This is a genomic window from Alysiella crassa DSM 2578 (assembly GCF_000745955.1).
Taxonomy (GTDB): Bacteria; Pseudomonadota; Gammaproteobacteria; order Burkholderiales; family Neisseriaceae; genus Simonsiella; species Simonsiella crassa.
This window is the reverse complement of the sequence record NZ_JQKH01000072.1, coordinates 1-13,030: the sequence shown is the minus strand read 5'-3', so window position 1 is coordinate 13,030 and position 13,030 is coordinate 1. Positions and strand designations below refer to the sequence as shown.

The window sequence follows — 13,030 nt, the reverse complement described above, 5'->3', positions numbered from 1 at the left end:
ATATCTGCCCTTTCTACGATATTTGAATTGTGGTACTTCCCACAGGGCGGATATAAAATCCGCCCCTACGACACGATGAGAACTTGGCAGGTCTGCACCCTAGCCCTCCCCCGTTGGAGACGGGGGAGGGGACAGGTTGGTAGTAACTTCAAAAAATGGTCGTGTATTGTGAGGCTGCCTGAAAACAGCCTACACAGATAAATTATTTAAAACAAAATGGTAAATTTCAAATTTCTTTGCTCTCTGCTGTGTTTATTGCCTGTCAATGCGTTGGCGGCGGTGCTGACGGTGTCGCCACAGGATAATTTGCAGGCTGCCATAGATTCCGCTCAAACTGGCGACACTTTGCAATTGGCGGCAGGCAAATACGCAGGCAAAATCATCATCAATAAACCCTTAACCATTCAAGGCGCAGCCAATCACGCCACCATCATTGAAGGCGACCGCACGGGTCGCACCATTAGCGTAGCTGCACCTGATGTTACACTGAAAAATCTGACGGTTACCGCTTCGGGCTTGAGTTTGCCTGATATGGACGCGGGCGTGTTTTTAGACAAAACCGCCACTCGCGCCCAAGTCTTGGACAATCACATTTTGGATAATTCGGTGGGCGTGTATGTGTGGGGTGCGGCGGAATCTTTGGTTCAGGGCAACACGATTGTGGGCAACAAACAATTGCGCGTAAATGAACGTGGCAATGGTGTAACGTTGTGGAATGCACCCCACGCCAAAGTATTGCACAATGATATTTCCTATGGGCGCGATGGCATTTTTTCCAATGCCAGTAATTTTAATACCTTTAATTTCAATGTCTTCCACAAACTACGCTATGGCGTGCATTATATGTACACCAATGACAGCGAAATCAACCACAATATTGCTTATGACAATACCATTGGCTATGCAATTATGTTTTCCGAGCGCATTAAGGTAAACCAAAACATCGCATGGAATAATATGGAACAAGGCATGATGTTGAATTATGCCAACCATTCCGAAATCATAGGTAATGCCATTGATAAATCAGATAAATGTGTATTTGTATACAATGCCAACCACAATCGTTTGATGAATAATTATTTTGCCAATTGTGGCATAGGCATACACTTTACCGCCGCGCCTGAAGGCATGAAAGTTCAAGAAAATTCTTTTGTAAATAATGAATTACAAATTAAATACGTGGGTACACGTTTTATGGATTGGGCGGAAGGTGGCAAGGGCAATTTTTGGAGCGACAATAGCGCGTTTGATTTAGACGGCGATGGTTTTGCCGATACCGCCTACAAACCCAATGGCATAATAGACCAAATTGTCTGGCGCGCACCTGCAGCGCGTTTGCTGGTGAACAGCCCTGCGGTGAGCGTGGTGAAATGGGCACAACAGCAATTCCCCGCCATTATGCCAGGTGGCATTACCGACACCAAACCCTTAATGAAATTGCCCGAAACCGATACTTTGCAAAAATTGCGTGAATGGCAGCAAAAACATCAGGCAGCCTGAAACCCTGTTGATAAACTTTAATTAATAAAACCAAATGAATAATACACATTTAATCCTATCTCAAGTCAGCAAACACTACGGCGCACAAAAAGCGGTAAACACAGTGGATTTAACGCTACAAGCTGGCGAATGCGTGGGTTTGGCGGGACACAATGGTGCAGGCAAATCCACCATCATGAAATTGATTTTGGGTTTGATTCGTCCTGATTCGGGTAGCGTATCATTATTTGGTGAAAACCTTTCAGGCAGCCTGAAAACGGCAGATATTCGCCGCCAAATCGGTTATTTGCCCGAAACAGTTGCTTTGCACCCATCGCTCACAGGCAAGGAAACGCTGGATTTTTATGCCAAACTCAAAGGCACTGATTTGGCACACAATCACGCGCTTTTGGAACGCGTGGGCATTGCCCAATCAGCAAATAAACGCGTGGGCGCATATTCCAAAGGCATGCGCCAGCGTTTGGCGTTGGCACAAGCCTTGCTTGGTGAACCCAAACTTTTGCTGCTGGACGAACCCACCACAGGGCTAGACCCCGCGTCTCGGCAAATGTTTTATCAAATTATCAATGAGTTAAAACAGCAAGGCTCAACAATTTTATTGTCCACCCACGCATTAGCAGAATTAGATGGGCACGCCGACCGCATTATTGTGATGAAAAATGGGCATAAAGTCGCCGATGGCAATATGCGCGAATTGCATATTCAAAGCGGTTTGCCGATTCATATTCAGGTTACTTTTCAATCGGATAAATCATTACCAGTACATTGGCAAAGCATTTCAGGCAGCCTGCAATACACCACCGAATGTGCAGAATACGAAAAAATGGCACGTTTGCATGAATTAGGCAGTTTGGACAATGTGGCGCAATTGGATATTCACACACCCACTTTGGACGAAATGTATGCGGAATTTTTGAAGCGGGAAGATGTGTGAATTTAGGGTTTGGATAATATTCAGGCAGCCTGAAAAATCAATTCATTAAATAAAAATAAAAGAGAATAAAATCATGTCTCCGACTTTAATCATTGCTGAAAAAGAAATTCGTGATAATTTGCGTAATCGCTGGGTGCTTGCGGCGACTGTATTGATGTTTGTGTTGGCATTGGTGTTGGGCTTTTTGGGCAGCGCACCAACGGGCAGCGTAAAAACCGATCCTTTGACGGTTACAGTGGTGAGTTTGTCTAGTTTGTCTATTTTTTTGATTCCCTTGATTGCGATGTTGATGGCGTATGACGCGCTGATTGGCGAAATTGAACGTGGTACGATGGCATTATTATTGAGTTACCCGATTTCGCGTGGGCAGATTTTACGCGGTAAATTTATCGGGCATATTGCATTGTTATTGGCAGCGACTTTGGTGGGTTATGGTGCGGCTGGTGTGATTGTACAATTGAATTTTGGTGGCTTGAACGCGGCGGCATGGAAACCATTTTTTCTGTTGATTATGGCGAGTGTGTTGTTGGGGGCGGCGTTTTTGTCTTTGGGCTATTTGATTAGTGCAAATGTGAAAGAACGTGGCACGGCAGCGGGCATTGCAATTGGCGTGTGGCTGTTTTTGGTGGTGATTTTTGATATGGCATTGCTGGGGATTTTGGTGGCGGACAGCACGCACGCGATTAATGCGAAAATATTGGAGCTGATTTTATTGCTTAATCCCACCGATATTTACCGTTTGTTGAATTTAACGGGTTTTGAAAACACGGCGATGTATGCGGGCATGGCGGGCGTGAGTGGGCAAATTGGCTTGGGGAAAACGGTGTTATTGGCAGCGCAATTGGGGTGGATTGTGGTGCCGTTTGCTTTGGCGGCGTGGGCATTTAATCGGCGGCAGATTTAGCTTGCAGGCTGCCTTTGAGTACACGACAAAACGCACAGTAGGGTACGCCGTGCACACCAAATGACTGAAATATTGTGGTGTTTGGTGCGCACGGCGCACCCTACATGATTCGTGATTGAAAATTGTCGTGTATGAAAGGCAGCCTGAAAATCCATTCACTCCATTATAACGAGTTTAATATGAAAAAAATTTTATTATTTATCATTGCTTCAATTATTAGCGCGTGTTCCCAGTCCCAGCAAACGTCCAACAGCGTGCCACAACCACAAGCCATTACAGAACAAGCTAAAGGCTATTATTGCACCATGAATTTGACAGAACACAATGGCGGTAAAGCACAAATTTTCCTGCACAGTCAATCGGATAAGCCAATTTGGTTTTCTACGGTGAATCAAGCGTTTGGCTTTACCCGCCACCCTGGTGAACCGAAAGATGTGGCGGCGGTGTACGTTACCGATATGGGGCAGGTGCAGGATTGGACAAAACCCAATGCCGACCACGCTTGGATAGACGCGAAAACCGCGCATTATGTAATAGACAGCCAATTTATCGGCGGCATGGGGGCGGTGGACGCGTTGCCGTTTGCGGATTTGGCGAAAGCACAAGATTTTGTACAAAAAAATGGTGGGCGTATTGTCAAATTTGATGAAATGCCCGATGAATTTATTTATAAATAATAACTTAAATTTCAACACACATACAATAAAAATAAGGAATCAACCATGAAAAATACCACACGCCGCCGTTTTATCGGCATTTCTGCTGCGCTGTCTGCCAGCGCGATGTTGCCCAGCGCATTCGCGCAAACAGCAAAAACCACGCCAACCGCCCTTGAACCCGTGATATGGCGCGGCACGGCATTGGGCGCGGAAGCGGAATTGCGTTTGTATCACCCCAATCGCGCCATTGCGGAAAATCTGATTCAAAAAGCATTGGTGGAAGTGTCGCGCTTGGAAAAAGTGTTTAGCGTGTACGATGATAAAAGCCAAGTGTCGCAATTGAATCGCGCGGGTTTGTTGAATGCGCCGTCTGCGGATTTATTGGCGGTATTGAGCCAAGCGAAAACGGTCAATACGCTGACGGCAGGCGCGTTTGACCCGACTGTTCAAGTTTTATGGCAAACTTATGCCCAGCATTTTGCCAAAAATCCACACAGCAGCGTTGCGCCCAATCTTCAGGCTGCCTTAAATAAAGTGGGCTTGAAATATGTGTTTTTGGAAAGCCAACGCATTACGTTTTTTAAACGCGATATGGCGATTACGCTCAACGGCATTGCACAGGGTTATATTACCGACCGCGTTACGCAATTATTGCAAAATTCAGGTATGCAACACGCTTTGGTGAATATGGGTGAATTGCGCCATTTTGATAAATTAAAACAACACACGGAAATGGCAAAAATCCAAAATCCACGCGGAAACGGCACCATTCCTAATCAACACATTCCATTACAAAACAAAGCATTGGCAACTTCAGGCGGTTACGGTACACAATTTGACACGGCGGGCAAATTCACCCATTTGTTTGACCCGCGCACGGGCAGCAGCACGCCACGTTATCAAAGCGTGAGCGTGTTGGCAGACACGGCGGCTATGGCAGATGCGCTCTCCACCGCATTCGCCGTGAGCAGCGAACAGGATATTCAAGCCGCCGCCGCCAAAGCGAAAGCCAAAGTATGGTTGGTGATGTTGGACGGTTCGGTGAAAACCATTGGATAATTTGAATGCGCTTCAGGCTGCCTGAAAAGGTTAAAATCGGTTAAAATTCTGATTTGACCTTTTCAGGCAGCCTTTCGCTACCCTACAAAAATAAAATATTGCCTGAAATCGTTGAGATACAGCAATCTTACCCTCTCCTTTGGGAGAGAGCTGGGGAGAGGGAAAAATCGTGGTGCATTGAAAGTTTTACCCTCTCCCACAGGAGAGGGAACAGATGAGTGGTAGACAAAAATTTGTAGGGTAATGAAAGGCAGCCTGAAAACATTTCCCCATTTAAATTCAAAGGAATTTCTAATGAACGCAGTCATACTCGGCGTACTGGTTATGCTGATTTTATCGGTGCTACGCATTAATGTGGTGTTGAGCTTGATTATTGGCGCATTTGCGGGCGGCATCGCAGCAGGTTTACCCATTGCCGATTTCACACCCGATGGCGCAAGCGAAGCCACCAAAGGCATTATGACGTATTTCCAAACAGGTTTGGAAAAAGGCGCGTCCACCGCTTTATCGTATGCGGTGCTGGGCGCGTTTGCAACTGCGATTATGCACTCAGGCTTGCCACAACAGGCAACTGGCGCAATTGTACGCAAAATGCAAAATGACAGCGCGGCTGGTTTACAAAAAGTAAAATGGATTTTGTTAATCGGTTTACTGGCGATGGGGATAATGAGCCAAAATATTGTGCCGATTCACATTGCGTTTATTCCAATGATTGTGCCGTCTTTATTGCTGGTGTTTAATAAATTGGCGATAGACCGCCGTTTATTGTCGTGCATTATGACTTTTGGTTTGGTAACGACTTATATGTTTTTGCCTTATGGTTTTGGTGAAATTTTCTTGGAAAAAATCATGTTGGGCAACATCAAACAGGCTGGCATGGACGTGGGCAACATCAATGTGATGGCGGCGATGGCGATTCCTGCTTTGGGCATGGCGTTTGGTTTGGGCTTGGCGTTTTGGCGTTACCGCAAACCGCGTCATTATGAAAATAAAGAAATTGATGTGGCGAATCAAAACGCGGCAGCATTGCAACCTGAAATGTCGTTTTACCGTAGTGGTGTGGCTTTGGTGGCAATTTTGGTGTGTTTTGCCACGCAATTGATTTACGATAATGCTTTGTTATTGGGCGCGATGTTGGGTTTTGTCGTGTTTATGATGATGGGCGTGGTGCGCCGCAAAGACGCGGACGATGTGTTCAATTCAGGCATACGCATGATGGCGATGATAGGCATGATTATGATTGCCGCGCAAGGTTTCGCCGAAGTGATGAAAGCCACAGGTGCGATTCAGCCTTTGGTTGATGGCAGCCTGAAACTGTTTGGTGGCAGCAAAGGTATGGCGGCGTTTGCTATGTTGCTGGTGGGTTTGTTGGTTACGATGGGGATTGGTAGCTCGTTTTCCACTTTGCCGATTATTGCGGCGATTTATGTGCCATTGTGTATGCAATTGGGCTTTTCTCCTTTGGCAACGGTGGCGATTATCGGCACGGCGGGGGCGTTGGGCGACGCAGGTTCGCCCGCTTCCGATTCCACGCTTGGGCCCACAATGGGTTTGAATGTGGACGGGCAACACGACCATATGCGCGATAGCGTGATTCCGACCTTTATTCATTACAATATTCCATTATTTGTATTTGGTTGGATTGCGGCGATGGTCTTATAAAATCCATTAAATTAAAATAAATGATTCAGGCAGCCCCATTTTCAGGCTGCCTGAAAATACATTGAGTAAAATAAATGAATGATTTAGAAAATAAAATCACAGAATTAGAAATCCGCGTGGCTTTTCAAGATGAATTGCTTGCCGATTTAAACGACACCGTTGCCCAAATGCGCGAAACTTTGGATTTGCAACAAGCCCAGTTGCGCTTACTTTATAATAAAATGCAGCAAAACCAAGCCGATGGCGCGGAAAAACCGTATAGTCTCGCGGACGAAATTCCACCGCATTATTGATTTTTTTATTGGTAAACTGGGTTTCAGGCAGCCTGAAAACCAAATTCTCCCATTCAAAACAAGGTTATCTACCATGAATCTCTATGAACTCGCCCAACCCCTGATTTTCAAATTAGACCCCGAATGCGCCCACCAACTCGCGCTCAAAACCCTGAAACGCGCCTACCCTCTCGGCATTCCCGCGCCTGCCAATCCGTACATCCAGCCCACCCAATTAATGGGTTTGGATTTGCCCAATCCTGTGGGTTTGGCGGCGGGCATGGATAAAAATGGCGAATGTATCCAAGCACTTGCCGCGCTTGGTTTTGGTTTTATTGAAATTGGCACGATTACGCCGCGCCCACAAGAGGGTAATCCGAAACCGCGCCTGTTTCGCGTGCCAGAACACCGTGCCGTGATTAACCGCATGGGCTTCAATAATCATGGCATTGACGCGCTGATTGACAATGTGCAACGCGCTAATTTTAAAGGTGTTCTGGGGATTAATATTGGCAAAAACGCTACCACCCCAATTGAAAATGCAGTAGATGACTATTTGATTTGTTTAGAAAAAGCCTACCATCACGCCAGCTATATTACCGTGAATATTTCATCGCCCAACACCAAAAATTTGCGCGATTTGCAAGGCGGCGATGAATTGACTAAATTATTGACTGCTTTGAAAAACAAGCAAGCGCATTTGCAGGCTGCCTGCAATAAATATGTGCCGCTTGCCGTGAAAATCGCACCCGATTTGGACGCAGAACAAATTGAAAACATTGCCCAAATCGTTTTGCAAACCGAAATGGACGGCGTGATTGCCACCAACACCACCATTGACAAATCCGCGCTCGGTAGCCACCCGCTCGCCGCCGAACAAGGCGGTTTGAGTGGCGAACCTGTGCGCGAAGCGTCTAACCGCGTCTTGGCGGCTTTGGTGCGCGAATTGAATGGCAAAGTGCCTGTGATTGGCGTGGGCGGTATTTTGTCGGGCGAACACGCGGCGGAAAAATTGCGTTTGGGCGCAACGGCGGTGCAATTTTATAGTGGCATGGTGTATCGTGGCACGGCTTTGGTGGGCGAATGTTTGGAAGCGTGTCAAAAAGTCGTGAAATAAAACAATCAGGCAGCCTGAAAATCTTTCAGGCTGCCTGATTGTTTTAAAAATTCAATTATTTATTGCTCACGTCTTCGCCGAAAAATTGCTCGCCCAATTTTTTCAAGGTGCCATCGGCTTTCAATTCTTGCATCACGCTGCTGATTTTCGCCAGAGCTTCTTCATTGCCCTTATTCATCACCAAACCTGCGCCCAATTTCTCTTCCGCAGGCGTGCGCCAAACGTATTTCAAACCCGAATCAGGATTTTTCTTCAAATAATCTAACAGCGACAATTCATCGTTTAGCGTGATGTCGGCGCGTTTTTGCTGCACATTCATCAAACCTTGCGACATGGTGTCGGTATGCACCAAATCTGCGCCCATTTTGGTCGCCACTTCATCGTAGTTTGAACCGAACATCACGGTGGTTTTCATGCCCTTGATGTCTTCCAATTTAGCGATGGGCGCATGGTCGGCGCGCGCCACAATCATTTTGCCACTCCAGCTATAGGGTTCGGCTTTATCAAACATCGCTTGGCGTTCAGGCGAAGTCAGCGCAACCTGATTCGCCACCAAATCAAAACGCCCCGCTTTCAAGCCTGCCATCATCGCGTCCCAAGGCGTTTCCTTAAATTCCACTTGCACGCCCAATTTTGCGGCAACGGCACGGGTAACTTCCACATCATAACCTGTTAATTTACCGTCTTTTTCATGATAAGTGAACGGTGGATACGTCCCCATGGTGCCAACCAACAAAGTTTCCTTATTGTTGATTTTCGCCATCAAATTGCCCGAATTGGGCGCAACTGCCTGACTTGCCACAGCCACATTGCTCGCCGAAGCCGCCGCAGGTGCAGACACCGCAGGGGCGGGATTGGCTGCATGATTTGTCTGATTTTGACCACAGGCTGTCAATAAAAGCGCGACCGCCGCGCCTAAAATCGTTTTGTTTAACATGATTCTGCTTCCATTGGTAAAGGTTGAGTGCCGAATTGTAAAAGATTAACGTGAAATGTAAAGCAATTTTTGTACCATTTTCATCGGATTTTCTCGTGTTCAGGCTGCCTGAAATGCTAAAATGCTTACAGAAAAAAGAAAAATTCAGGCAGCCTGAAAACAAAAAACATTTAAATTAATTAACTTATTGAATATTTATGAAACTTTCGCGCACCCTTATTTTATCCGTGTTTATCGTGGCAAGTTGCGGCTTGGCATACGAATTGATTATGGCGGCACTTGCCAGCTATTTGCTCGGCGACAGTATTTTTCAATACTCGTTTATCATTGGTTTGTACCTGTTTTCTATGGGCATAGGCGCGCACATCACGCGCTACGTCAAAGACGAAGACGCGCTCACGCGTTTCATAGAAATTGAATTGCTGGTTGGGCTGATTGGGGGCGTGTCGGCGTTGTTTTTATTTGTGGCATTTGGTTTTGCGGCTGCGCCATTTCGGACTTTATTGTATGGTTTGGTGTTGATTGTTGGCACGATTGTGGGCATGGAAATTCCATTGGTGATGCGCGTTTTGAATCACCAAGACCATGATTTTAAAGAAATTGTATCGCGCGTTTTGACTTTTGATTATATGGGCGCGTTGGCGGTGTCGCTGTTGTTTCCCTTGGTGCTTGCGCCGAAATTGGGCATGGCGCGCTCGGCGTTATTATTTGGTTTATTGAATGCGGCTGTGGCAGTCATCACGGTAAAAGCCTTTAAACATCAATTGCCTAGTTTTAAAAAACTGTATTGGCGGGCGTGGGTGGTGTTGTTGATTTTGGGACTGGCTTTTGCCTATGCCAACCGAATGGTTTTCCAAGCGGAACAACGCTATTTCGGCGACCCTGTGGTCTATGAAAGCCATTCGCCTTATCAACGATTGGTCGTTACCCAATGGAAGGACGATACCCGATTGTATATTAATGGTAATTTGCAGTTTTCATCGCGTGATGAAGCGCGTTATCATGAAGCCCTAGTCATTCCCGCCATGCAAATGGCAAAACAACATCATCGTGTGTTGATTTTGGGTGGTGGCGATGGTTTGGCGGCGCGTGAAGTTTTGAAATATCCACAAGTTCAACAAGTTACATTGGTGGATTTAGACCCTGATATGACGAAAACGTTTCAGACTGCTGCCAGATTGGTTGATTTAAATAAAAACGCTTTAAACCACCCCAAAATGCAGATTGTGAATGCGGACGCGGCAAAATGGTTAGAGAAAAATAGTCAAATATTTGATATTATTATTATTGATTTGCCCGACCCATCTAATTTTTCATTGGGCAAATTGTATTCCGTGCCGATGTATCGTTTGGTGGCGCGGCATTTGGCGGACGGCGGTAAAATCGTGGTGCAATCCACATCGCCGTATTTTGCGCCCAATGCGTATTGGTCGGTGGTGGCGACTTTGGAAGCGGCGGGGCTGAAAACCGCGCCTTATCATGCGTATGTGCCGAGTTTTGGCGAATGGGGATTTGTGTTGGCGGATAAATCGGGCGAATTCAGGCTGCCTGAACAAGTGAATGTGCCGACTGTGTTTTTGAATGGTGAAACTTTGGCGCAAATGTTTCGTTTTCCGCCCGATATGGCGCGGCGCAATGTGGAAGCTAACTATTTGAATAATCAAAAATTAGTGGCGTATTTTGAAGCAGATTGGGCGAATGTGATGCGTTGAGTTTCAGGCAGCCTGAAAATGAAAAATTAAGGAAAAACAAATGTCTAAAAATGGCTATATTATTCTGGCAATTATCACAATTTTGGTGGGAACGCTGGTGAATTATTCGCTGATTGGCGATGGCAGCAATACCAGTTCCACGCGTGGTTATGGCGGCGGTGCGTATGGTGGCGGCTATAGCGGTTCGGGTGGGCATAAATAATGCAAACCAAACAAATACTTGGGCAACACGCATTATTGGATTTGCATGGTTGCGATGTGTCTGTTTTGGGCAATGTGGACAATGTGCAAGCCCTATTATTACGCGCTGCCGAATCTGCGCAAGCAACTGTATTGTTTCATCATTTTCACCATTTTGGCGGCGAGAGTGGTGTTACGGGTGTGTTGTTGTTGGCGGAATCGCACATCAGCATACACACTTGGACGGAACACGCGTTTGCGGCGGCAGACGTGTTTTTGTGTGGCGAACGTGTTAATTTGCAGGCTGCCTGTCAAGTTTTGGTGCAAGGATTAAATGCCCAACAATTTGATTTAAAAATACAAAATCGTGGATTATTGTGAACGCGTTTTTCAGGCAGCCTTTCAGTACACGACAAAAAAATAATCGTAGGGTGCGCCGTGCGCACCAAAATAATTGAATTATTTAAATATTTCAGAAAGTTTGGTGCGCACGGCGCACCCTACATTTTCGTGATTGGGAAAATTGTCGTGTACTGAAAGGCAGCCTGAAAATTTTTTATTCAATATAAATGCGTTTTGAGCGTTTCATATTGCACACAATTTCATAAGCAATGGTGCCAGCCGCCGCCGCCACTTCGTTTACGCTGATTAAATCGCCAAATAATTCAACCACATCGCCCACGCCTTCATGACTGTCGTTTAAATCCACTGTCAGCATATCCATAGACACGCGCCCGATGATTTGCGTGCGTAAACCCTTGACTGCAATCGGTGTTCCGCTAGAAGCGCGGCGCGGATAACCATCGCCGTAGCCACACGCCACCAAACCTACGCGCGTGGAGCGTTTGGTGTAAAACGTTGCGCCGTAGCCTATGGGTTCATTTGGTTGCAAAACACGTTCCGCAAAAATTTGGCTGCTCAAACGCATAACAGGTTTCAGGCAGCCTGAAAATTCTCCTGTTGGGTCAATGCCATACAATGCCAAACCTGCGCGTCCCCAATCACGCCGCGCCGTTTCAAAACGCAACATTGCCGCCGAATTTGCCAAACTTTCTTCGCCAGCCAAATCTTCACACGCCAAATCAAAAATCTCAATTTGACGGTCAGTAATATCGCGTTCCGCTTCATCAGCGCAGGCAAAATGCGACATTTTAATGATTTTGGCAACTTTATTGCTTTGTGCCAACGCCGTGTAGGCAGCCGCATAATTGTGCGGAAAAAAGCCAGCGCGGTGCATGCCGCTGTCCATTTTCAGCCAAACAGTCGCAGGTTTTTGCCAATTGTGTGCCAATAAACTTTCCAATTGCGCTTGCTGATGAACCACCGTCCACAAATCTAATTTATCTATTAAATCATATTCTTGTGGCTCAAATACACCTTCCAAAATCAAAATTGGTAGGGTAATGCCCTGTTCACGCAATTCAATCGCTTCTTCCAAAAACGCAACCGCAAAACCATCGGCAATATCGTGTAAAGCACGGGCGCACCGTACCGCGCCGTGTCCATAAGCGTCCGCTTTGATGACTGCCAATAGCTTGTTGCCATGAATTTTTTTCAGAGTTTGATAATTGTGGCGCAGGTTGCCAAGACGAATTTCGCAGAGTAAGGGGCGCATAAAAGTCCTTTCCAATTGCCCAAAATACAGAACATATATTAAGATGGCGTATGGTACTCCATTTAACGCTTTTTGTAACCGAATAAATTTGGCAATATGGAGACATTTTAAAATTTCATTTTAAAATAATTTTATTTAAAATCATATTGATTGTAAGATTTTGTGAATAATTTGATTTTCAGGTATTGACGATTGCGTGTGGGGTTGTCATAATTCGGTCTTTCGCTGCTACGGCAAGCAAGAGATTTTGAGATTAGTTTGTTCTTTAAGAATTAAGATTACCGATAAGTGTGAGTGCCTGATGGTCTCACACTGTTTTGAGAGTTACAAGATTATTTCTTGTTAATTTCTTTGAAGCAGACCAGAAGTTGTAGAAGTTAGAGATTGAACATAAGAGTTTGATCCTGGCTCAGATTGAACGCTGGCGGCATGCTTTACACATGCAAGTCGAACGGCAGCACGGGTGCTTGCACCTGGTG

General features: G+C 45.8%; 14 protein-coding genes and 1 rRNA gene. 13 read left to right on the top strand and 2 right to left on the bottom strand.

All coding sequences use genetic code 11. The features are described 5' to 3' along the window. Positions 1–216 precede the first annotated feature (216 nt). From Q338_RS09860 to Q338_RS09825, 8 genes are all read left to right on the top strand, one after another. Positions 217–1,500: a nitrous oxide reductase family maturation protein NosD gene (locus Q338_RS09860; protein WP_051968592.1), complete on the top strand. Its 1,284-nt coding sequence runs from the start codon at positions 217–219 to the stop codon at positions 1,498–1,500. A 34-nt stretch (positions 1,501–1,534) separates the two neighbouring features. Then, positions 1,535–2,434: an ABC transporter ATP-binding protein gene (locus tag Q338_RS09855; protein ID WP_034294844.1), complete on the top strand. Its 900-nt coding sequence runs from the start codon at positions 1,535–1,537 to the stop codon at positions 2,432–2,434. Between the two features lie 73 nt (positions 2,435–2,507). Then, entirely contained in the window at positions 2,508–3,338 is an 831-nt protein-coding gene (locus tag Q338_RS09850; protein ID WP_034294842.1) for an ABC transporter permease, read from the top strand. Positions 3,339–3,517: 179 nt separating this feature from the next. Then, positions 3,518–4,015, top strand: coding sequence for a nitrous oxide reductase accessory protein NosL (locus tag Q338_RS09845; RefSeq protein WP_034294846.1), 498 nt, complete (start codon positions 3,518–3,520; stop codon positions 4,013–4,015). Between the two features lie 45 nt (positions 4,016–4,060). Continuing rightward, positions 4,061–5,056 carry an FAD:protein FMN transferase gene (locus Q338_RS09840; protein ID WP_034294839.1) on the top strand — a complete coding sequence of 332 codons (996 nt, stop codon included), beginning with the start codon at positions 4,061–4,063 and terminating at the stop codon, positions 5,054–5,056. 294 nt (positions 5,057–5,350) lie between these two features. After that, positions 5,351–6,718, top strand: a complete 1,368-nt coding sequence (locus Q338_RS09835) for a Na+/H+ antiporter family protein (RefSeq protein WP_034294837.1) — start codon at positions 5,351–5,353, stop codon at positions 6,716–6,718. 74 nt (positions 6,719–6,792) lie between these two features. Further along, positions 6,793–7,011: a SlyX family protein gene (locus Q338_RS09830; RefSeq protein ID WP_034294834.1), complete on the top strand. Its 219-nt coding sequence runs from the start codon at positions 6,793–6,795 to the stop codon at positions 7,009–7,011. A 73-nt stretch (positions 7,012–7,084) separates the two neighbouring features. Next, on the top strand, positions 7,085–8,107 hold the full coding sequence (locus Q338_RS09825; protein ID WP_034294831.1) for a quinone-dependent dihydroorotate dehydrogenase: 1,023 nt from the start codon (positions 7,085–7,087) through the stop codon (positions 8,105–8,107). A gap of 55 nt (positions 8,108–8,162) precedes the next feature. Here the strand turns inward: Q338_RS09825 and Q338_RS09820 are convergent, their stop codons facing one another. Further along, entirely contained in the window at positions 8,163–9,044 is an 882-nt protein-coding gene (locus Q338_RS09820; protein ID WP_034294829.1) for a transporter substrate-binding domain-containing protein, read from the bottom strand. A 50-nt stretch (positions 9,045–9,094) separates the two neighbouring features. On the opposite strand from Q338_RS09820, the gene Q338_RS15370 reads away from it, so the two are divergent. Genes Q338_RS15370 through speD form a run of 4 tightly spaced genes read left to right on the top strand, consistent with a single transcriptional unit; the run spans position 9,095 to position 11,317 of the window. Next, positions 9,095–9,223, top strand: a complete 129-nt coding sequence (locus Q338_RS15370; RefSeq protein WP_280517552.1) for a hypothetical protein — start codon at positions 9,095–9,097, stop codon at positions 9,221–9,223. 18 nt (positions 9,224–9,241) lie between these two features. Further along, positions 9,242–10,756, top strand: coding sequence for a polyamine aminopropyltransferase (locus Q338_RS09815; RefSeq protein ID WP_034294826.1), 1,515 nt, complete (start codon positions 9,242–9,244; stop codon positions 10,754–10,756). Between the two features lie 40 nt (positions 10,757–10,796). Further along, the gene (locus tag Q338_RS14870; protein ID WP_169815858.1) at positions 10,797–10,958 is read left to right on the top strand and encodes a hypothetical protein; all 162 of its coding nucleotides are present in this window, start codon (positions 10,797–10,799) and stop codon (positions 10,956–10,958) included. After that, positions 10,958–11,317: an adenosylmethionine decarboxylase gene (gene speD, locus Q338_RS09810; protein ID WP_034294825.1), complete on the top strand. Its 360-nt coding sequence runs from the start codon at positions 10,958–10,960 to the stop codon at positions 11,315–11,317. The genes Q338_RS14870 and speD overlap by 1 nt, the downstream gene beginning before the upstream one ends. A gap of 175 nt (positions 11,318–11,492) precedes the next feature. On the opposite strand, the gene alr is transcribed toward speD, so the two are convergent. Then, complete coding sequence (gene alr, locus Q338_RS09805) at positions 11,493–12,551, bottom strand: alanine racemase (RefSeq protein WP_034294822.1); 1,059 nt, start codon at positions 12,549–12,551, stop codon at positions 11,493–11,495. Between the two features lie 386 nt (positions 12,552–12,937). On the opposite strand from alr, the gene Q338_RS09800 reads away from it, so the two are divergent. After that, positions 12,938–13,030, top strand: a 16S ribosomal RNA gene (locus Q338_RS09800); the annotation flags it as partial.